Raw genomic sequence first — 21,573 nt, 5'->3', positions numbered from 1 at the left:
GTATATTGAAAATTCTTAAAAAATCGTGTTGACTTGGGCTGTTTGAAGAAAGACCCTTTACAGATCATTGCTTTTAAAACCTATGGTACTGATGCACATCTATACCTAAAGGGAAGAGCACTTGAAGATGAAGATATTGATTTAGAGAAAAAAAGTTGGTTTAGTTTGTTGGTTAACTCGTGGAAACGATTTGAGACTGACGAAATTAGGCGAACAGACCTAACTCTAAAAGTCAGTAACCAAAATAAAATTGAAAGTAAATCTGACGCCGAGGGTTATTTTTTAGTAAATCAATCTTCAGGTATACTGTCTGATTTTATTGATTCTGAAGGATGGTTAGAATACGAAGTGTCTTTTACGTCATTACAAAAATCTCGTAAAATTCAACTAGATAATTGCTTTAAAGGAGAAATGCTCATTCCTAAAGCAGATTCTAGTTTTGGAGTTATCAGTGATATTGATGATACGATTTTACATACTGGTGTTGCTTCGCGCTTAAAATGGCAAGTTGTGGTCAATACATTTTTTAAAACACCACATAAGCGAAAGGCTTTAGAGGGATCAGCTGAGTTTTATCATTTACTACATAACGGTAAAACAAAGGATGAAGCTAATCCTATTTTTTATGTGAGTAATAGTCCTTGGAATCTGTACAGATACTTAGATTTCTTTTTGCGTGTGAACGAATTTCCTAAAGGGCCAATTCTACTAAGAGATTTTAGAACGCCTTTTGACAGGACTCCTAAAACTGAATTAGCACATAAATATCATGAGATCTATAATATTTTAAACACATATCCAGAATTGAATTTTATTTTAATTGGTGATTGTGGTGAAAACGACGCGTATATCTATTTAGATGTTGTAAAAGAATTTCCTGGTAGAATAGCTGCTATTTACCTACGCGCAGTAAATCACTCAAAGAAAATGAAACGTATTTCTTCTCTATTTGAAGATTACAAAAAAGTTCCTGTTTTAATAGTAGAAAAAAGTAATGACGCTTTACAGCATGCTAAGCAGCATGGTTTTATTTCTTAAAATAGACCGTTTATTTGTGCATCAATTTTATTGATGATACCACCTAAATCTTCAGGATTTACTACAAAATCTAAATCGTCAACATCAATAATTAATAAATTGCCTTTATTGTAGCCGTGAATCCAAGCTTCATAACGTTCATTTAATCGACTTAAATAATCAATACTAATGGAGTTTTCATAGTCACGCCCACGCTTATGAATTTGAGACACTAAATTAGGAATAGTACTTCGCAAATAAATCAATAGATCCGGACCTTTTACAAAAGATTCCATTAATTCAAATAAAGATGAATAGTTTTCAAAATCTCTATTGGTCATTAAACCCATTGCATGTAAGTTAGGAGCAAAAATATGTGCATCTTCATAGATTGTTCTGTCTTGGATAATGTCCTTACCGCTGTTGTGAATTTGATTAACCTGACGGAACCTACTGTTTAAGAAATATACCTGTAAATTAAAACTCCAACGTTCCATTTGATTGTAAAAATCATCTAAATAAGGATTGTCTACGACGTCTTCTAATTGAGCTTCCCATTTATAGTGTTTAGCTAATAATTTAGTTAGAGTCGTTTTCCCGGCCCCTATATTTCCTGCAACTGCAACATGCATAATCTATTCTAGTTTTAATTGGTATTGACGTAGGATTTCGTCGTCGTAAATATACAAGGTTTCATTGGTTACCAAAAACTGATTTATTAACAAATTTGGATGTTCTACAGCTAGTATTTGAGTCTTTTTTTTTGGTAGAAGGTATAATTTATTTTCATTTTTTAGAACTAAATGGGCTTTACTAAAAGCCATAGATTCAAAACCGTCATTTTTGTACTTACTGACTAAGCTGCCAAAATAATTATAAATGTAGAGGTAGTTTTCTGTGAGCATAAAACAATAATTATAGTCACTTTTAAGATCTAAAATTTGAGATTGTACAGGTACAGTTTTTAATCTTACTTTTTTGTTCTTGTAATCATAAAGTTCAAGTTGTTGCAGATCCTGATTAAAAACCCAGAGTGTATTATCAAATCCTGTAGATACAAAACTTACATTTTTATAGGGCTGAATGGTATTAAAGTCTATTTTGAAGATTTCCGCTAAGCGATTATCTAATATAATAACCGTATTAAAATCTCTATAAAAGAGATTAATTTTTAATGGATTAAACGGATTAGCACTTGTGATCTTGCTGAGTTGAAAATTCGTATATGTGATTGTAGTGTCTTGCGTCTTTTTATAAAAAGTGTGATCTTCTGTAGTGTAGTATAATGTACCGAATGTATCCACGCCAAAGATATCTTTAGCTTTAAATACCGTAGAATCTTTTATAGTAGCTTTTACTTGCTCTTGACCAAAACAAAAGAAACCTATTAGGGCAATAATATAATACAGTTTGTGCATAGAATTTAGAAAAATACAAAAATTGAACCAAACGCAACTGTCATTCTGAACTTGTTTCAGAATCTCAAAGACTAATGATTTGGGATTTTTTATGAAAAGAAGAATAGGTGCTGAAATAGATTCAGCTTTACAACTATAAATATGTATCTAAACCGAAAGTTTATAACCAAACCCTCTAACGTTAATAATTTGAATTTCAGAATCTTTACTGAGTTTCTTTCGAAGTTTAGTAATAAAAACATCCATGCTTCTGGCAGAGAAAAAATCGTCTGTTCCCCAAAGCTTATTTAGTATTAAAGATCTGTCTAAGACCTGATTTTTGTTTTTTATAAGATGAAATAATAAATGTGCTTCTTTATGGGTGAGTTGAGTAGGTTCATTTTTTTGATACTGTAATTGTTGTTTAGGAAAATCGAATACGTAGTCTCCAATTTCTAAAACCTTAGATGCTTGCTGTACTTTGCTTCTGTTTAGTAAATTATGGATTCTAACTATCAACTCTTCCATACTAAATGGCTTTTTCAAATAGTCATTACCTCCTATAGAAAATCCTTCGACAACATCAGCAGTTTGTGATTTGGCAGTTAAAAAAATGATCGGAATTGTATCGTCAATTGCTCTTACTTCCTTAGCTAAAGTAAAACCGTCCTTTTTGGGCATCATAACATCTAATACAAGTAAATCTGGGTTTTTACTCTTGTATTTTTCAAATGCTTTTTCTCCATTTTCACAAAGAATAACCTCGAAATCTCTGGTTTTTAAACTTTCTTTTATGATTTGTCCTAATGCCGATTCGTCTTCAGCTAATAATAATTTTATCCTATCAGTCATTTGGAAGTATAATTTTAAATGTGGTTAGATCTTTAGTGAGCTCAACATCAATGGAACCATTGTGTTTTTCAATAATGGTTTTAGTATAATACAAACCAATACCAAAGCCTTTTACATCGTGTGTATTACCTTTGGGCACTCTGTAAAATTTTTCAAAAATACGATCTTTGTTTGCTTTAGATAAGCCATTACCATTATCTGAAATTAAGACTTCAAAACTGCTATTTTTTGGCACTAAATCTATTGAAATGAGATGTCCTCCATATTTAACGGCATTATCTAAAATATTATTTAGAGCATTTTCAAAATGAAACACATCCAGATTTGCAGTTAAGGCATCAATTTTAAAACTAGTATGAAATTGTTTATCAGGAAACTGAATTTTATAACGATTGGTCAATGTATTCAAAAGTTCTACAATATCAATGGGTTCTTTATTTAATTCTAGGTTTTCGCTATCTAGTGTTGCTGTTTCCAGCAGTTTTTCAACCATAAGATTTAGCTTTTCTAACTGCTCAGACGACATGCTGATATACTTTTTGGTTTTCTCTTTGTCTTCGATGGCGTTAAAATTATTAATGCTTTCTAAGGCTACGCCAATTGTGGCAATTGGTGTTTTAAATTCGTGTGTAATATTGCTAATCAAATCATTTTTTACTTCTGCAAGTTGTTTCTGATGCTTTATAATTTTAAGCAGATAAAATAGACAACTAATTACTGCAATAACTAAAAGTGATGAAAATAAAATACCACCGAAACCGCGTTTTAACACCAACAAGGTTTCATCTGAAAAATTTAATTGAAGCTTACTTCCTTTTGGTAAAAAAGTCGATTGAGACGTAGTGCTTAAAGTTAGATTATTCGGTTTTTGTCCATTTAAAACAATAGAGTCATGTTTATGAGATAAATCTTCTGCTTTATCTGATTCGTGAAATTTTAATTGTCGCTCTAAGTTAATATTCTTTCTGTTTAACTCAACATTTAAGAAACTATCTACCTCTTTAATATTTAATGAGTCATTACTTATAGATATTACAATTTTTGAGGTTAACATTTTAATGCTGTTCATGTTAAACTCAATATTGGTTGCCTTTAGACTGTCAATACTTTTCTTAAAATTAGCTTTTGTAGTAGGTTGGTGTAATTTGTCTTTTAGGCTAGACATAGAATCTACCTTAAAACCCTTTAAGACTGTTATGCCTTCAATGTCGCTGATATATATAGAGTCCACATCTCTGAACTCGTTTTTATTTGTGTCAATACTTTGAATAAATTTATCAATTTCACCACCTTCTTCAAGTGGGTTTTTTTGTTGGTCACCTTCTAGAAAAATACCTACAGTTGTGCGTTCTGCAAGTGCAGCGTAATAATCATCCACCGCTTTATCTAAGCTGGTTTGCACATCGTTAATGAGCTGCTGTTTATTGCTTTGATAATTTTTAAAATTCCAATAGACCTGTATTGCTATTGTTGCAGTAATTACAGCCACAATAACATATAATATCCATTTGTAGCGTTTATCGTTCATACTTCAAAAGTAAACGTTAAAATCGTATTATGACGTATCGGTTAACACACGTTAACACTAGTTAACTCAAAACTTAAAATTGTGTTCAGATATTTGTTACATATTAATCAATAAACCATGGATATTATGAAAAATGTAATTACAAGTTTAGTATTATTAATGACAGCATTGGGATTTAGTCAAACCACAATTAAAGAAGAGGCTGAAATCACAAGAACGGTTTCTGTAGAAAATGTAGATGTTGCTATAACCGTAGATTCTGCGGAAGAAATAGAATCAACTTTTACAATTGACGATATAAAAGAGCTATTAGATTTATCTTCAGATAATGAAATGGTTTCTTTTAAAATTGTTTGTAGAGGAGACTATATGTCTAATGGAAAAAAATCATCGATGTCGTATAAGGTAGAAGGAAACTCAAACAATAGGGATGATTTTTTGAAAAGTGTAGAAAAAATCAGAACTTCAGCAATCAAGTATTATAATAATAAAAACTAAATATTCAATCAAATGACAACAGTTATTAGAGTTATAGTTTTAGCATTAACAGTGGCAGTGTCTGCTGTTAGTACCCAAGACTTTCAGGGAGTTGCAACATACAAAACACAGCGACAAATAGATATTAAAATTGATAGCACACAGATGAATTCTGAAATGCATACCAGAATGATGGAGATGATGAAGAAACAGTTTCAGAAGACATATAAGCTAACGTTTAATAAACAAGAATCGCTATACAAGGAAGAAGTCTCTTTAGAGAAACCACAGGCTGCTATGGGAGGGGAGTTCCAAGTTGTTATGGTTGGTAATGGAGGAGGGTCTGATGTGTTATATAAAAACACAAAGGACAATCGCTATTCAGATTTAAAAGATACCATGGGCAAAATCTTTTTGGTTAAAGATAGCCTTGATCAAATAGAATGGAAATTAGAATCAGATACCAAGTATATCGGAGAATATCAATGCTTTAAAGCTACTTATACTAAAATGGTAGAAAAACCTAGAAAGTTAGTGGATTTTGATGAAGAGAAGAAAGAGGATGATGAAGAGGAGCAAGAACCAGAAATGGAAGAACGCACAGTTACTGCTTGGTACACACCACAGATACCTGTTAATAACGGTCCTACAAAATACCAAGGTCTACCAGGTTTAATTTTAGAAGTGCATGATGGAAAGTTAACCATTATATGCAGTAAGATTGTTATTAACCCGGAAGATAAAATTAAGATAGCGGAGCCAACAAAAGGTAAAGAAGTGAATAAGGCAAAGTACGATGAGATTATGGATAAGAAGGCTAAAGAAATGATGGAACGCTACAGGCCAAGAAAAGGTCGCGAAGGAGAAAGTATTTCAATTACCATTGGAGGATAAGTTCTGATTAACCTCAAATTGAATCACCTAATTATTTCATTTTTAGGAAGTTTCACTCTGTTAATATTATGATAAACAGATATACTTTGTTTAATATATTTTTAAATTTGTTAGACAAAAAAGAACTAAAACCATCATAATTATGAAATCAATCTTTCTAAAAATCAGTGTATTAGTTGTAGCTGTATTATTTTCTTTTAACGAAAAAAAAGCAGATGCAATAGAGAAACAAGAATTCCAGGGACAAGCCGTTTATATCTCTAAAGCTACAATGGATTTAGGTCGTTGGGGAGCCAGAATGAGTGAAGCTCAGAAGAAGCAAGTTATGGCAAGGATGAAAAACAGGCTGGAGAAAGAGTATATCCTAACCTTTAATAAGGAAGAATCGACATTCTATGAAGATGAAAAATTAGACGCTATGTCAGGGGCTACAGACTCATGGGGAAAAAACTTCTCACCAGGATTTCAGTATAAAAATGTAAAAGAGAATTCGCAAATTCAAAGTCAGGAATTTTACGGTAAGCAGTTTTTAGTAAAAGACAAGTTACAACCTATTGAATGGAAACTTGGAAAGGAAACCAAACAAATTGGTAATTACATGTGCTTTAAAGCAACAGCATCGATACCAACAGATGAGTTAACATGGTATAATTTTTCTTGGGCTAAATTAAGACGACAAACCGCAGCTGAAGCTAAGGTAGACTCTACAGGTAATGCCGTTGAAGAAGAACCTGAAATACCGATGACAGATGTAGAGGCTTGGTATACTACACAGATACCAGTGAGACATGGTCCTTCAGAGTATTGGGGACTTCCAGGGTTAATCTTAGAAGTTAGTGCAGGTAATACAACCATGTTATGTTCTAAAATTGTTATGAATCCTGAAGAAAAGGAAGATATCGAAGCACCAGACAAGGGTAAGGTTGTAACAAAAATGGAGTATCAGGAAACGATTGCAGAAAAAATGCAGGAGTTTCGTAATAATCGTGGAAGACGAAGAGGTTAATTTATTAACAGAAGTTTAACTTATACGAACTTAACTTTCTGCTTCTTTTGTAGTCTTATAGATTATTAATCATGTTGAAAATGAATTTTGTGGGTTCAAGAAAATAGAAATCTACATTTGTTCTTCAGCATTAACTTTAAAAGATGAAATCACCATTATTAAAACTAGTTACTCTAATTGTACTGACATTTACAACAACACTATCTTACGCACAACAAGAGTTTCAGGGTAAAGCTTATTACCAAACCAAAACTTCGATGGATTTAGACCAATGGGGAGGTAGACAAATGAGTCCAGAACAGAAAAAGCGTATTGAAGAACGAATGAAAAGCTTTTTAGAAAAAGAATACATTCTTACGTTCAACAAATCGGAATCTATTTATAAAGAAGATGAGAAGCTTGAAGCGCCAGGCGCTGGACGAGGCTGGGGCGGAATGGGAAGTAGTTTTACAGGTGGCCCAAAATATAAGAATGTAAAAACAAAAGAAGTTTTACAAGAACAAGAGTTTTTTGGGAAGCAATTTTTAATTAAAGATGAACTAAAAAATCTTGAGTGGAAGATGGGTACTGAGACTAAGCAGATAGGTCAGTATACTTGTTTTAAAGCAACAGCCATAAAAAAGGTGGATAAGACAGATTGGAGAAGTATGAGACGTAGAGGTGGAGATGATGACGAAAAGAAAGAAGGAAAAAAAGATAAAGATTCAACTAAAACTGGTGATGAGGCTAATGCCAACTCTGACGATCCAATGAGTGAAATAGAAATACCAGATACCGTTGAAGTGGTGGCATGGTATACACCACAAATTCCTATTAATCAGGGACCAGACGATTATTGGGGCTTACCAGGTTTAATTTTAGAAATTAATGCCGACCGCACAACAATACTTTGTACTAAAATTGTGATGAATCCTGAAGAAAAAGAGGATATTGAAAAGCCTAAAAAAGGTGATGAAGTCACACAAGAAGAATACACTGAAATCATTACCAAGAAAATGGAAGAAATGAGAGAAATGTATGGTGGCAGAGGTCGTGGTAGAGGTAGAAACTAGTTGTGATATTGAAGATACTTAAAAGGTAAAATCATTTACCAACCAAAAGAAAAACAATCAAAGACAATGAAACAATTATTAATGCTGCTTTTTGTAGTAGTGGCAAGTCACTCTTTTGCTCAAGTTAGAATGCAAGGAGTTGTAAAAGATAGTATTGGTACTCCGCTAGAGTTGGCTAATGTTATCGCAATCAATCAAGAAACAAGTGCTTTAGAATCATTTGCTGTAACCAATGATAAAGGAAAGTACACGTTATCTCTTGGTAAAAACGGGAAATACAAATTACAGGTCAGTTATATAGGGTTAAAGACGTTTGAGGAGATAATCACAACAACAGATCAAAATATTGATAGAGATTTTACTTTAATGCCAGACAATGCATTAGATGCCGTAGAGTTAACTTACGAAATGCCTGTAACTATAAAAGGTGATACATTAATCTATAATGCAGACTCATTTAAAAATGGTAGTGAACGTAAACTAGAAGATGTACTAAAAAAACTACCAGGTGTAGAAATTAATGAAGATGGTCAAATAGAAGTAGAAGGTAAAACGGTAAATAAATTAATGGTTAATGGTAAAGATTTCTTTGATGGTGATACGAAACTAGCGACAAAGAATATTCCATCAAACGCTGTAGATAAAGTACAGGTATTACGAAATTATGCGGAGGTAGGACAATTGAGCGGTGTACAGAATAATCAAGATAATGTCGCTATAAACATTAAACTCAAAGAAGGAAAAGAGAATTTTTGGTTTGGAGATATTACGGCAGGTGCAGGACAAGCTCCTTCTCCAAATGATGAACTATATTTAATACAACCAAAACTGTTTTATTACAGTCCAAAATACAGTATCAACCTCATTGGTGATATGAACAATATTGGCGAAGTAGCATTAACCAATAGAGATTTGCGTGGATTTGGTGGTGGCTTTAGACTACCAAGTCGTACTAGTGGTACAAATATTAATTTAGGTAATAATGGACTTGGTGGTTTAACAAGTATAGCAAGAGCACAAGAGGTTGTGACTAAATTAGCAACAGCCAACTTTAGCTATTCACCTAATAAAGCTTTAGATCTAAGTGGGTTTTTAATATATAATAGTAGTCGATTAAGAACAAGGGAACAGAGCTTTGTGGATTACATAGATATAGAAGACGATCCAAGTACACCTGTTGATGAGTCTGCTGGGTTACCGCCAGATGAAGCAACAGATCAGCGTGGACGTGAGGCTTCTAACCAAGCCATAGCAAAGTTAAGTGCGTCATACAAGCCAAATGTTAATAATCAGTTAGATTACGATGTAATCGCACGTATTTCGGATGATCAAGAACGTCAAGACTTATTTTCAACTGTTGTTGGTAACACAGACCAATTAGATAAAGCAAAACCTTATAGTATCAATCAAAATCTTAATTACTATTTCACATTAGATGAAAATAACATCTTTGCTTTAGAGGTGCAACACTTACTAAGAGAAGAAGATCCATTTTATAACGCGTTGTTGGTTAATGATCCTACAAATAATGACGAGTTAGATCCAAACGATAGAGATGCTTTTGATACAACAGCGGAAGGGTTAGGATTTAATCAAGATCAATTTGGGTATAATATTAACCAGCAACAACTGGTAAAAACTAATCAGCTAGATGCTAAGTTAGATTATTACAATATCCTTAATGCTAAGAGTAATATTAACTTAACGCTAGGTACAATTCTAAGTAATCAGAAGTTTAACTCTAATATTTTTCAGTTTTTAGATGACGGTACACGATTTGATCCAACACCATCGCTTCAAAATGATGGTAATATCTTATCGGCTACCAATGACGATGTAGAGTATAGCTTTAGAGATTTTTATTTAGGAGTGCATTACAGATTTAAAACAGGAAAATTTACGTTTACACCAGGAGTCTCTTTTCATGCTTATGGTAATCAAAATACACAAGCTGGTGAAAAATTTGAAGATAATTTCTTTAATGTACTACCAGATTTTGAGGCTCGTATACAGTTTAAAAAGAGTGAGAGTCTGCAGTTAAATTATAATATGACTAATACTTTTACGGATGTAACTAATATCGCTGAAGGTTTAGTATTAAATAATTTTAATAGTATTCAGTTTGGTAATCCTGAGCTACAAAATGCATTATCTCATAATATTAGATTATTCTACAGTAGTTTTAATTTATTTAATTATACTAACGTATTTGCCGGTGCAAACTACAGTAAAAACATAGATCAAATTAGATCTTTAACCAATTTTGAAAGTGTTATTAGAACGAGCTCATTTTTTAACTCGCAATTTGCGGATGAGAGTGCGTCTGTATTTGGTAGAGTGCAACGAACGTTTGGTAAAATTAGAGCTAGTTTCAGAGCTAATTTTAATTATAGCAAACTCAATCAATTTATACAGGGAAGACAATCGTTAAATGAAAGTTTTACGCAGAACTACACACCAGAAATACGTACTAACTTTAGAGAAGCACCTAATGTAAGATTACGTTATGGTTATACCGTTAGAACTAACGACCAAGGGTCGAATACAACAAAATTTATCACAAGAGCACCATCAATTGAATTTGATGCTTACATATGGGATTCATTGACTTTTATTACAGATTTCTCCTATACAGAGCAGGAAAGTAATGGTGTAACAGAAGCCTTTAAAACTTGGGACGCGTCGTTACGCTACAGAAAAAATAGAGATGCTAAATGGGAGTATTCCTTAAGAGCCTCTAATATATTAGATATCGATTCTAATATCAATAACGGAGCTGGTAATATTTCTGTGTTTAGCTCAGAGACTTTTGTACAACCACGATTTATAACCTTTAGGTTAACTTATACTTTATAGAATGATATAATATAAAAACAAAAAAGCCTTCTCAAGTGAGAAGGCTTTTTTGATAAGAAATTATAAATTTTAATTATCTCTTAAAACATGTATAACACCAGTGATACTGTGTGGTTCATTGTTATAATCTAGATAAGTGCCACTAAAGTTGATGTCGATATATTCGTCTACTTCGCCAAGTGACGTTAAGTTGTAGATTATATTGTTATCTTCATTAGACATATTGATACATTCTCCAATAAAGAAGCCGGTGTCATTAGGTTCGGTCCAGTCTAAACTATCATAAGTACCTAGATAATCACCTTCATTTAAAGCACTAAATAAATAAAAACAAGTTCCCTGATCATTACTTGATGCCGAAATATCTATTGATGGACCGTTAGTATTTTGTCCTCCTTCTGCATAGAAACTAGCGTATATATTCTCAAAAATGAGCACAGAGTCACCATCGTCAATTGCGTATTCAATAAACTCATTAATAGAATTACAAGCGGTTATAGTACCTATATTTGTCAGTGGTGTTGTAAAGGTATAGTTAATACTATCCGTTGTTTGTAAGTTGACATAATCACTACCTTTTACAGTAAAGGTATTGTCTTCATTACAACGTAATAAATTAATTTCAAAACTACCATCAGAGACGGCATCTATAAATGTTTGGTTGCCATAAGTTAATTGTACATAGCCGTCTGTTACAACATCTCCATTGCATGTATTAAACGCACCAGTGACTGTTTCCTCTATAATATCTGTGTTTTCTGGTATTATAACCGAAATATTTGAGTCTGCCGTAAACGGCCCAATAGCTTGAGCAACTAAGGTATTGTCACCGCAAAAATCATAACCATAAACATTTAAGACTAAGGTTTCATTGCTTGGTACGTAGCCACAGACTTCACCATTTTCATTGGTATAGCCATAGGTTGTGCCAAATGTAGTACTGGTAATACTTACCCAAAGATTATTTAATTCACCTTGGTTTTCATCCGTTGCAGTGATGCAGAGAGTTACGGCTTCTGCAGGGATATCACAATTCCAAAATGAAAAATGTGATACATTACCAACATACATATTTCCTTGTAAAGTGGCAACTCCTTCTTCTTTCCAGTAACCATTTGCCTCATCAAAATACCAAAGTGGAATTGAAGCTGGTGCTATTCCCATAAGATCAGAATCTACAGGTATTTTAATTTCAGAAGTTGAGCCCTCAGCTAAATTAAGGTCTTCACCACCAGAACCTCTTAATTCTACAGCTAGCATACCAAGTGTTTGCAGCATGCGCTCAGCACCATCTTCATTTTCGGCATAAAGCATACCTGGCATTTGTTGTGGCATGTCCTCATCTGTTGGATCTAAATGATGCATAATAACATTCACAGAGCCATTATAAGCCGTACCATCTTCTTTTATAAAATTACCATCAAAGCTAACAGAACTTCCGTCACTTGCTGTTACTGTTTCTGAACTACCACTATTTACAGTACCTACCACTGTGGCTTCTAAAAGCATAATCGTTACTTTATTTGTGCCATTTGAAGGCACAACACTTCTAGAGCCATGAATATAACCTGCTTTTTCAGCTTTTATATAACCGAAACGTTCTTTTACTGAAACGTTATTAATCACAAAAACACCATTACTATCTGTTGTAGCAGTTTGGTTACCAATTGTAATTGTAACACCTCCAATAGGGTTTTTGTTAGTGTCTATAACATTACCCAAAAAGTCTCTTGAGATATCGTTTCCGAAATATTCTGAGAATGTATCAGGAATATTCTCTTGTGGTTCACCATCACCTGAAGGACCATCATCTTTTTCACAAGACGTGATCATCATCATTGAAAGTAAAAGCATTAAAATAAGATTTGGGAATTTTTTAATGGTTTTCATAATGTGTTGATTTAGTTTAATTGTTGTTATGAATGTAACAGTTAAAACGTGAAATCTCCTACTACTCAAAAAAAATATCATGAAAAAAACCCTAATAAAAATAGATATTATTAGGGTTGAAGGTTAATTATGTTTGTGATTTTTAAATACCGAATGCGGTCTTTACCTTATCAACGTAGTCTAGTTTTTCCCAAGTGAACAATTCCACATCTAAAGAAATAGGTTCACCATTAAGTTGTTCAAAAGTTTTCTTTACAACGATATTTTCTCTTCCCATATGGCCATAAGCAGCAGTTTCGCTATACATTGGTTGACGGAGTTTTAATCGGTTTTCAATGGCAGCTGGTCGCATATCAAATATTTTAGATACTTTTTCAGCAATCTCTCCATCTGTTAAGTTAAAATGGCAAGTGCCATAGGTATCAATAAAAATACCCATTGGCTCTACAACACCAATAGCGTAAGATACTTGTACTAAAACTTCTTCGCATAAGCCTGCCGCAACCAAGTTTTTTGCAATATGTCTTGTGGCATAAGCAGCACTTCGGTCTACTTTACTCGGATCTTTTCCAGAAAATGCTCCACCGCCATGAGCACCCTTACCTCCATAGGTGTCTACAATTATTTTACGCCCTGTTAAACCAGTATCTCCATGTGGTCCACCTATAACAAATTTACCGGTTGGGTTAATATGGTAGGTAATATCATCAGTGAAAAGTGGTTTGATATGATCAGGTACTTTTGCAACGACTCTTGGTATTAGAATAGTAACAATATCTTCTCTGATTTTAGCTAACATAGCTTCGTCTGCATCAAAATCATCGTGCTGTGTAGAAATCACAATAGCCTCAATACGTTGAGGTGTATTGTCGTCGCTATATTCAATAGTCACCTGACTTTTAGAATCTGGTCTTAAATAGGTAATGTCTTTTTGTTCTCTTCGTAATGCAGCGAGTTCTTTCAATATAAGATGCGAAATATCTAAAGCCAACGGCATGTAATTGTTGGTTTCATTCGTTGCATAACCAAACATCATTCCTTGGTCACCAGCACCTTGCTCTTCTTTGCTAGCTCTATCTACACCTCTATTGATGTCTTCAGATTGTTCGTGAATAGCAGAAAACACACCACAAGAATTACCGTCAAACATATATGCACTCTTCGTGTAGCCTATTTTGTTAATGGTGTCTCTTGCAATTTTCTGTACATCTAGGTACGTATTTGATTTAACTTCTCCAGCAAGCACAACCTGTCCTGTTGTTACTAGCGTTTCACAAGCTACTTTAGAGTCAGGATCAAAAGCTAAAAAATTATCTATTAAAGCATCACTAATTTGGTCTGCTACTTTATCTGGATGTCCTTCTGATACACTTTCTGAAGTAAATAAATATGGCATAAATCCTAATTTAGGTTATAATTATTGTTTTTAAAACGAAATGATTGCTTGGTCGCTAGAGAAGTAATTAAGATACTGCTTTAGCATTTTTTTTCAGAGGTTGCAATCAGATCAAATTTTTCCTCTTTTTTAGACTTGACAAAAATACGTATTAATATCAAATCTAAAAACCTTATCACCTTAAGATACTCTTAAATAAAAAAAATTACTTTTGTCCCAACTTTACCTAAATGAAATACTGGCTTACTGGTTTTGTTTTATTATTTGGATGCATTTGTTTCGCTCAACAAAATGAAGCGACCGATTCCTATTTTGACCTCCATTACTTTAGTGGGAACATTGCACTCCATAATAACGATATACTTCATTTAATAACGGGTCATCCTGAAGGCTTTATTTTTAGTTGGAATAAAAAAACATTTGGAAATGAAGATTGGGAGCAACGTTTTAATTATCCAGATTACGGAGCGTCTTTTATTTATCAGGATTTAAAGAATAATAATTTAGGTGATAACTTTGGTGTGTATGCCCATTACAATTTTTACTTTTTTAGGCGTAATTTAATGTTGCGTCTTGGGCAAGGTTTAGCTTATACAACTAATCCCTATGATAGACTAGATAATCCTAAAAATATTGCCTTTGGTACACGGCTTCTGAGTTCTACATATCTAATGCTCAATTTTAAAAAAGAGCGCATCTTTGATCGCTTTGGTTTGCAAGGTGGATTGTCATTTATACATTACTCAAATGCTAATGTAAAAGCACCAAATACCAGTGTAAATACTATGGCTTTTAACTTAGGGTTGACTTATAATCTTGAAGAAGAGACTAACCAATATGTAGATAATTTAACAGATGAGAAGTTTATAGAGCCGATTCGACTTAATGCTGTTTTTAGATCAGGGATTAATCAGAGTGATGTAATTGGAAGCGGTCAGTTTCCCTTTTATATTCTTTCTGCCTATGCCGACAAACGATTGAGTCATTTAAGTGCCTTACAAGTCGGTGCGGATGTATTTTTTTCAAACTTTTTAAAAGAGCTTATTTATTATCAGTCTGTTGCTTTTCCTGAAAAAGATGTAACAGGTGATGAGGATTTTAAACGTGTTGGTTTATTTGTTGGTCATGAGTTATTTGTTAATAGAATGTCTGTAGTAACGCAATTAGGCTACTACGTATATTACCCATTTGATTTTGAAGGACGAACCTATATAAGAGTTGGTTTAAAACGTTATTTTGGAAAGAAGTTCTTTGGCGCAATGACCCTAAAATCACATGGTGCTAAAGCTGAAGCAGTAGAATTTGGAATTGGTATAAGATTATGAAAAAACTGATCTACATAGTTGTTTTATGTTGTTTTGCTTGTGATAGTGAGGATGCTTGGGATTGTTTCCAAACTGCAGGTGAGATCATTGAAACTGAAATTGAAATAGAGAGTTTTGATAGAATTTTGGTGAATAGAGATATTGAATTAGTCATTAAAGAAGCACCAGAATTTAAAGTGACGATTCAAACTGGTAAAAATCTAATTAATGATGTTAGTGTTAAGGTAATTGATAATCAACTTATTCTAACAGATAATAATACCTGTAATTACAATAGAGAATACGGCCTTACTAAAGTTTTTGTTGAAGCACCAAATCTTTCAGAAATTAGAACGTCTTCTCAATATGAGATATCTTCTGATGGTATTTTAAATTATAATAATCTAACCTTATTTTCTGAGGATTTTTATGGGGAAAGTGAATTTACTGTAGGTGATTTTAAACTTTCAATTAATAGTCAAAGTCTCTTTATAAGTTCGAATAATATTTCATTTTTCTATATCGATGGTCAAGTAAATAACCTTTTTGTTGGTTTTTATTCGGGTTCTGGGCGTTTTGAAGGGAGAAATTTAGAGGCTCAAAATATTCAAGTATTCCATCGTGGCAGTAATGATATGATTGTAAATCCGATACAATCACTTTCTGGTGAATTACGTGGTATAGGAAATTTAATCGCAGTTAATGAGCCACCAATTGTAGATGTAGAACGCTTTTATACAGGGCGTTTAATATTTAACTAGTTAATTCTCGAAACATGCTTTCTAAACTTGTATTCTTTTGATTTAATTGTAAAATCTTTAAATCATTATCGTGTGCAAAATCAAACACATGGGAGCGCATATCTTCTTTTGTATTAAAGGTAATCTCGTATACAAAACCATGTGGATTTTTTACATTAGTTACTTTAGGGAGTTTTAATAAAAACGCGTCCTCAATTCTGTAATCAAATTCGGCAATAACAATCTGATCCTGACCTTCTCTTAAATCCTTCAGATATTTATCAGCAACAATTTCCCCTTTATTTATAATTATAACACGGTCGCACATGGCCTCAACTTCTTGCATTATATGTGTCGATAGAAATACCGTTTTTTCTTTACCAATTGATCTAATTAAATTTCTAATGTCTACTAGTTGATTAGGATCTAAACCCGTTGTTGGCTCATCTAAAATCAATACTTCAGGGTTATGTAATAACGCATTTGCCAAACCCACACGTTGTCGGTAGCCTTTAGAAAGTTGACTTATTTTTTTATGAGCCTCTGGTTTAAGTCCTGTAAGTTCAATGACTTCATTTATTTTAGATTTAGGAACACCATAAGCGTTTGCATTAAAGTTCAGATATTCTTTTACATATAAGTCTGTATATAAAGGATTGTGTTCTGGTAAATATCCAACGCTACTCTGGACCTTTTTTTTATCAGAGTTGACATCAAATTCATTTACAACAGCAGAGCCTTCAGAAGCTTCAATATAAGTCGTTAATATTTTCATCATAGTAGATTTACCTGCTCCATTTGGCCCCAAGAATCCTACTATTTCTGCATCTTTAACTTTAAAAGAAACATTATTTAAAGCTTTCTGATCATTGTAAACTTTAGTGATATTTTTTACTTCAATAGACATTCAAAAAAAAATTTTATCAAAAATAGGTATTAAATTAGAGTGTAGCTTCTTTATTATTAATTCTTTAAAACTTTGTAATTATCTGTTAAAAACATTTTTAACTATTTTGATTTGTAAAAATATTAATTACTTTAGCTAGATATTAATAACAATGAACATATCTAAAACATATTATAACTGGTTTTATTTCTTTTTTAGTAAAAGAAACGAGGCTTAGTATGTTTTATTTAAAATATAGTTTTTAAAGTCTCGATTTAATCGGGACTTTTTTATTATGACTAAACCAATTGCCATACAAGGAATTAAAGGCTCATTTCATTATGAGGTAGCCCAACAGTATTTTAATAGCAATACTGATGTGATAGAGTGTATGTCTTTTGATGGTGCCGTAGATAGTTTGCTTAATGATGAAACTAATCATATTGTAATGGCAATAGAAAATTCTATCGCAGGTTCAATTATTCCTAATTATGCATTAATAGATAACCATCATCTCAATATTGTAGGAGAATATTATTTAGACATTCAGCATAATTTAATGGCAAAGGGAGACCAGGGATTACAATCTATAAAAGAAGTGCACTCTCACCCAATGGCATTATTGCAGTGTAAGGTGTTTTTAAAAGATTATCCGCATATTAAATTGGTAGAAGCAAAGGATACTGCAGATGTGGCAAAGCAGATAGCGGAGCAAAATATAGAAGGCGTTGCAGCAATTGCAAGTAAAAATGCGGCTTCAATGTATAATCTGGAGATTTTAGCAGAGAGTATTCAAACCATAAAGCACAATGAAACTCGCTTTGTCATTGTAAAACGTGATAATGATAGTCTAGAAACCAAAGATATAAATAAGGCGTCGCTTAAATTTGAATTAAATCACAAACGAGGTAGTTTAGCTACGATTTTGAATGTTATGAGTGATTGTAAACTTAATCTTACTAAAATACAATCTCTACCAAAAATAGATACACCATGGAAGTATGCTTTTTTTGTAGACGTTACTTTTGATGATTATAACGACTATGATAAAGCGAAGTCTATAATGAAACTAATGGCAGAAAAATTTAAAGTATTAGGTGAATATAAAAACGCAAGAGTATGATAAATGTCGCTAATCGTTTAAAAAATGTAGAAGAGTACTACTTTTCTAAAAAGCTTAGGGAAGTTGCGTTTTTAAAATCTCAGGGAAAACCAATTATTAACCTAGGTATAGGAAGCCCTGATTTAGAGCCTCCTTTTAAAGCGACCATGCTGTTAAGAGATAGTTTAGATGATGTTGGAGCTAACAAATATCAAAGTTATCAAGGTTTACCTGCATTGCGAGATGAGATTGCCAATTTCTATAAAAGCAGATATAAAGTAAGCCTAAGTGGTCAGACCGAAGTATTACCATTATTAGGAAGTAAGGAAGGTATAATGCATATCTCCATGGCCTTTTTAAATAAAGGAGATCAGGTGTTAGTACCAAATCCTGGTTACCCATCTTATGCGGCTGTTGCAAAACTTGTTGAAGCAGAGCCAATACTTTATGATCTTAATGAAGATAACCATTGGTTACCAGATTTTATAGCTTTAGAGCGTATGGCCTTAAGTAAGGTAAAAATTATGTGGATTAACTATCCGCATATGCCAACAGGTACTAACGCACCTAATAAATTCTATGATGAGGTCATTGCCTTTGGTAAACGTCATAATATTTTAATTGTTAATGACAATCCTTACAGTTTTGTTCTCAATGAAAAACCAATTAGTATTATGCGCTATAGAGATGCTAAGGACGTTTGTTTAGAATTAAATTCATTAAGTAAAACTTTTAATATGGCAGGCTGGCGTGTTGGTATGCTTGTTGGAAAGTTTGATTATTTAAACGCTGTACTTAAGGTTAAAAGTAATATGGATTCCGGTATGTTTTATGGTATACAAAAAGGAGCTATAGAAGCCTTAAAATGTTCAGATATGTGGTTTGTAAGTTTAAATAGTGTTTACGAACTAAGACGTGAGTTAATTTGGAAACTGGCAGACGCGCTTAACTGTACATATGAAACTGATGCTTCAGGTATGTTTGTTTGGGCAAAAATACCACCTCATATAAAATCTGAAGAATATACAGATTTAATACTAAAAGAGCATTCAATTTTTATTGCACCTGGAACTGTTTTTGGTAGCAATGGAGAAGGTTATATACGTTTTTCATTATGTGCGCCAGAAGAAGTAATTAAAGAAGCGATATCTAGAGTAAAGTAATTATGAGGAATATTTTTGTAATTGGAGTTGGGTTAATCGGAGGAAGTTTTGCCTTAGATATTAAAAAACGCAATCCTGAGTGTACTATCTACGGCATCGATAAAAATGATGGTCATTTAGATGAAGCATTACAATATCATATCATTGATGAGAAGGCTGAAATCAAAGATCTGAATAAAGCAGATTTAGTAATCATTGCTATAGCTGTAGATGCCGCCTTAGACATATTACCAAGTATTTTAGATCATGTTTCAGACAACACAATTGTTTTTGACGCAGGTTCTACAAAAGAAGACATTTGCTTAAAAGTAAAAAACCATAAACGAAGACGAAATTTTTTAGCGGCCCATCCTATTGCCGGTACAGAATTTTCAGGTCCTTCAGCAGCTATCAATGGTTTATTTAAAAATAAAACCAACATCATTTGCGAAGTAGAAGAGACGGCTTTTAAGCTTCAGGAAAAAGCATTGAAATTGTTTTCAGATCTAGGCATGCGTATTCGTTACATGAATCCAAAAGCTCATGATAAGCATATTGCTTATGTTTCTCATTTGTCACATATCAGTTCATTTATGCTTGGTAAAACTGTGATTGAGAAAGAAAAAAATGAACGTGATATTTTTGATATGGCTGGCAGTGGTTTTGAAAGTACGGTGCGTTTGGCAAAAAGTTCACCAGCTATGTGGACGCCAATTTTTCAGCAGAATAAAACCAATGTCATCGAAACATTAGATGAGTATATAAATAATCTACAGCATTTTAAAACCCTCATGGAAAATAATGATTTTGACGCTGTATTTAATGAAATGGAGACGACAAATCACATAAAAGATATATTAAACGGAATAGAATAAAATTCAGAAAAAGAAGAATAGAATTATGGAGAATAAAAAAGAATTGCGAAACTGGTTAGATGCTTTTAACTTAGATCATCCTTTGGTTATTGCTGGACCTTGTAGTGCAGAAACAGAAGAGCAGGTATTAAATATTGCACATCAATTAAAAAATAGTGATGCTACTGTTTTTAGAGCTGGTATTTGGAAACCGAGAACACGACCAGGAAACTTTGAAGGTGTTGGTGCTTTAGGTCTAAAATGGCTTCAAAAAGCAAAGGAAGAAACAGGCATGAAGATTACTACGGAAGTTGCAAATGCTAACCACGTAGAATTAGCACTAAAGCACGATGTTGATATCCTTTGGATTGGAGCACGTACAACGGTTAGCCCATTCATTGTCCAAGAGATAGCAGATGCGTTAAAAGGAACCGATAAACCTGTATTGATTAAAAATCCGGTAAATCCAGATTTATCATTGTGGTTAGGCGCTGTAGAACGTTTTTATACAGCTGATGTTAAAAATTTAGGTGTGATTCATAGAGGGTTTTCAACCTACGAAAAAACACGTTATAGAAATAATCCTGAGTGGCAGATTGCTGTAGACTTACAGAATCGTTTTCCAGATTTACCTCTAATATTAGACCCATCGCACATTGCTGGTAGACGTGATATTATTTTCGATTTAAGCCAAACCGCTTTAGATTTAAATTATGATGGTTTAATGGTAGAAACACATCACGATCCTGATAATGCGTGGAGTGATGCAGCGCAGCAAATTACACCAGAAACGTTAATTAAGTATACTGAAGATTTACGTATTAGAAAAGAAGTAGGAGATGATGCTGACTTTAAAAACAAAATTAATACGCTACGGACAAAGATAGATGTTATCGATCATCAGTTGATTGAAATATTAGGCAAACGTATGAATGTAGCTGACGATATTGGTACACTAAAAAAGAACCATAATGTAGCTGTTTTACAGAACAAACGTTGGAATGAGATTTTAGGTAAAATGATTTTAGAAGGGGAAGAGAAAAATCTAAGTGAGGAGTTTATACTTAGAATGTTTAAAGCCATTCACCAAGAATCGATTAATCATCAGGAAGAAATTATTAATCATTAGAAGATTAGTAAAAAAGAAAAAGGCTCTCTATTGGTGAGCCTTTTTTGTATT

The 21,573-nt window shown here is 33.0% G+C and carries 19 protein-coding genes; 12 read left to right on the top strand and 7 right to left on the bottom strand.

Translation table 11 applies throughout. The features are described 5' to 3' along the window. The first annotated feature begins 42 nt into the window (after positions 1–42). Positions 43–1,038, top strand: coding sequence for an App1 family protein (locus ACTG3Y_RS03805; RefSeq protein ID WP_439151600.1), 996 nt, complete (start codon positions 43–45; stop codon positions 1,036–1,038). On the opposite strand, the gene ACTG3Y_RS03800 is transcribed toward ACTG3Y_RS03805, so the two are convergent. The 4 genes from ACTG3Y_RS03800 to ACTG3Y_RS03785 form a co-directional block, all read right to left on the bottom strand. After that, entirely contained in the window at positions 1,035–1,649 is a 615-nt protein-coding gene (locus ACTG3Y_RS03800) for a deoxynucleoside kinase (RefSeq protein ID WP_439151599.1), read from the bottom strand. The two genes, ACTG3Y_RS03805 and ACTG3Y_RS03800, sit on opposite strands and share 4 nt — an antisense overlap. 3 nt (positions 1,650–1,652) lie before the next feature. Then, the gene (locus ACTG3Y_RS03795) at positions 1,653–2,435 is read right to left on the bottom strand and encodes a hypothetical protein (RefSeq protein WP_439151598.1); all 783 of its coding nucleotides are present in this window, start codon (positions 2,433–2,435) and stop codon (positions 1,653–1,655) included. Positions 2,436–2,582: 147 nt separating this feature from the next. Next, a complete protein-coding gene (locus tag ACTG3Y_RS03790) occupies positions 2,583–3,266 on the bottom strand; it encodes a response regulator transcription factor (protein ID WP_439151597.1) in 684 nt (227 codons plus the stop codon). Beyond that, a complete protein-coding gene (locus ACTG3Y_RS03785) occupies positions 3,259–4,794 on the bottom strand; it encodes a sensor histidine kinase (RefSeq protein ID WP_439151596.1) in 1,536 nt (511 codons plus the stop codon). Before ACTG3Y_RS03785 ends, ACTG3Y_RS03790 begins: the two co-directional genes overlap by 8 nt. Positions 4,795–4,920: 126 nt before the next feature. Here ACTG3Y_RS03785 and ACTG3Y_RS03780 point away from each other — a divergent pair, with 126 nt between their 5' ends. The 5 genes from ACTG3Y_RS03780 to ACTG3Y_RS03760 all read left to right on the top strand — a co-directional run bounded on the left by ACTG3Y_RS03780 (position 4,921) and on the right by ACTG3Y_RS03760 (position 11,079). Beyond that, positions 4,921–5,292, top strand: coding sequence for a hypothetical protein (locus ACTG3Y_RS03780; RefSeq protein WP_439151595.1), 372 nt, complete (start codon positions 4,921–4,923; stop codon positions 5,290–5,292). 12 nt (positions 5,293–5,304) lie between these two features. Further along, positions 5,305–6,165, top strand: coding sequence for a GLPGLI family protein (locus tag ACTG3Y_RS03775; protein ID WP_439151594.1), 861 nt, complete (start codon positions 5,305–5,307; stop codon positions 6,163–6,165). A 142-nt stretch (positions 6,166–6,307) separates the two neighbouring features. Beyond that, entirely contained in the window at positions 6,308–7,171 is an 864-nt protein-coding gene (locus ACTG3Y_RS03770; RefSeq protein WP_439151593.1) for a GLPGLI family protein, read from the top strand. Between the two features lie 143 nt (positions 7,172–7,314). Further along, positions 7,315–8,223 (top strand): GLPGLI family protein, encoded by a 909-nt coding sequence (locus ACTG3Y_RS03765; protein WP_439151592.1) that lies wholly within the window; start codon positions 7,315–7,317, stop codon positions 8,221–8,223. A 66-nt stretch (positions 8,224–8,289) separates the two neighbouring features. Then, a complete protein-coding gene (locus ACTG3Y_RS03760; RefSeq protein WP_439151591.1) occupies positions 8,290–11,079 on the top strand; it encodes a carboxypeptidase regulatory-like domain-containing protein in 2,790 nt (929 codons plus the stop codon). Between the two features lie 69 nt (positions 11,080–11,148). Here ACTG3Y_RS03760 and ACTG3Y_RS03755 read toward each other — a convergent pair whose 3' ends face one another. Both ACTG3Y_RS03755 and metK read right to left on the bottom strand, forming a co-directional pair. After that, a complete protein-coding gene (locus ACTG3Y_RS03755; protein ID WP_439151590.1) occupies positions 11,149–12,969 on the bottom strand; it encodes a carboxypeptidase-like regulatory domain-containing protein in 1,821 nt (606 codons plus the stop codon). Positions 12,970–13,111: 142 nt separating this feature from the next. Continuing rightward, complete coding sequence (gene metK / locus ACTG3Y_RS03750) at positions 13,112–14,365, bottom strand: methionine adenosyltransferase (protein ID WP_439151589.1); 1,254 nt, start codon at positions 14,363–14,365, stop codon at positions 13,112–13,114. Positions 14,366–14,595: 230 nt separating this feature from the next. On the opposite strand from metK, the gene ACTG3Y_RS03745 reads away from it, so the two are divergent. Continuing rightward, the gene (locus tag ACTG3Y_RS03745; RefSeq protein WP_439151588.1) at positions 14,596–15,690 is read left to right on the top strand and encodes an acyloxyacyl hydrolase; all 1,095 of its coding nucleotides are present in this window, start codon (positions 14,596–14,598) and stop codon (positions 15,688–15,690) included. Next, complete coding sequence (locus tag ACTG3Y_RS03740) at positions 15,687–16,430, top strand: head GIN domain-containing protein (RefSeq protein WP_439151587.1); 744 nt, start codon at positions 15,687–15,689, stop codon at positions 16,428–16,430. The genes ACTG3Y_RS03745 and ACTG3Y_RS03740 overlap by 4 nt, the downstream gene beginning before the upstream one ends. Here the strand turns inward: ACTG3Y_RS03740 and gldA are convergent. After that, entirely contained in the window at positions 16,423–17,316 is an 894-nt protein-coding gene (gene gldA / locus ACTG3Y_RS03735; protein WP_439151586.1) for a gliding motility-associated ABC transporter ATP-binding subunit GldA, read from the bottom strand. The two genes, ACTG3Y_RS03740 and gldA, sit on opposite strands and share 8 nt — an antisense overlap. A 274-nt stretch (positions 17,317–17,590) precedes the next feature. On the opposite strand from gldA, the gene ACTG3Y_RS03730 reads away from it, so the two are divergent. Genes ACTG3Y_RS03730 through ACTG3Y_RS03715 form a run of 4 tightly spaced genes read left to right on the top strand, consistent with a single transcriptional unit; the run spans position 17,591 to position 21,522 of the window. Beyond that, positions 17,591–18,418, top strand: coding sequence for a prephenate dehydratase (locus ACTG3Y_RS03730; protein ID WP_439151585.1), 828 nt, complete (start codon positions 17,591–17,593; stop codon positions 18,416–18,418). Further along, a complete protein-coding gene (locus ACTG3Y_RS03725; RefSeq protein WP_439151584.1) occupies positions 18,415–19,560 on the top strand; it encodes a pyridoxal phosphate-dependent aminotransferase in 1,146 nt (381 codons plus the stop codon). Before ACTG3Y_RS03730 ends, ACTG3Y_RS03725 begins: the two co-directional genes overlap by 4 nt. A 2-nt stretch (positions 19,561–19,562) precedes the next feature. Beyond that, positions 19,563–20,414, top strand: coding sequence for a prephenate dehydrogenase (locus ACTG3Y_RS03720; protein ID WP_439151583.1), 852 nt, complete (start codon positions 19,563–19,565; stop codon positions 20,412–20,414). A 25-nt stretch (positions 20,415–20,439) separates the two neighbouring features. Next, positions 20,440–21,522 (top strand): chorismate mutase, encoded by a 1,083-nt coding sequence (locus ACTG3Y_RS03715; RefSeq protein ID WP_439151582.1) that lies wholly within the window; start codon positions 20,440–20,442, stop codon positions 21,520–21,522. Positions 21,523–21,573: the final 51 nt, after the last annotated feature.

It is taken from the genome of Winogradskyella sp. (assembly GCF_965656915.1).
In the GTDB taxonomy this organism is placed as follows: domain Bacteria; phylum Bacteroidota; class Bacteroidia; order Flavobacteriales; family Flavobacteriaceae; genus Winogradskyella.
The sequence above is the reverse complement of the archived record's forward strand: the minus strand, read 5'-3'. Positions and strand labels throughout refer to the sequence as shown.